Below are 275 nucleotides of genomic sequence, written 5' to 3'. Positions count from 1 at the left end.
GATTGTAAAAGGAAAAAATGTTCGGTAAAATCAGTTGCTGAGTTTACAACTAACAATCAAATTAACAAAACTTATCCATCAGTTTTTCAGCCAAGTTAAAAATTCCGTGACCTGTCTTTTACTGATGAATACATCTGAATTAATTTCAGGGGTCGGAGAAAGCTTCACCTCTATTTTCTGGCTCGAATGCTTAATAATTTCAATAATCGCATTTTTATTGATGATGAACTTCCGGTTAATTTTAAAAAAACGGTCCGGGTTTAATTTATGGATGA

At 32.4% G+C, this 275-nt stretch carries 1 protein-coding gene; it reads right to left on the bottom strand.

Features of this window, described 5'->3' with window-relative positions; all coding sequences use genetic code 11:
* Positions 1–78: 78 nt before the first annotated feature.
* Positions 79–275 (bottom strand): LytTR family transcriptional regulator DNA-binding domain-containing protein (locus SCA31_RS23290; RefSeq protein ID WP_410699395.1); only part of this gene is annotated, 197 nt, incomplete at its 5' end.

Source organism: Chryseobacterium sp. SIMBA_028 (assembly GCF_046535285.1).
Lineage (GTDB): Bacteria > Bacteroidota > Bacteroidia > Flavobacteriales > Weeksellaceae > Chryseobacterium.
Note: the sequence above shows the minus strand (reverse complement) of the source record. Positions and strands in the feature narration are given on the sequence as shown.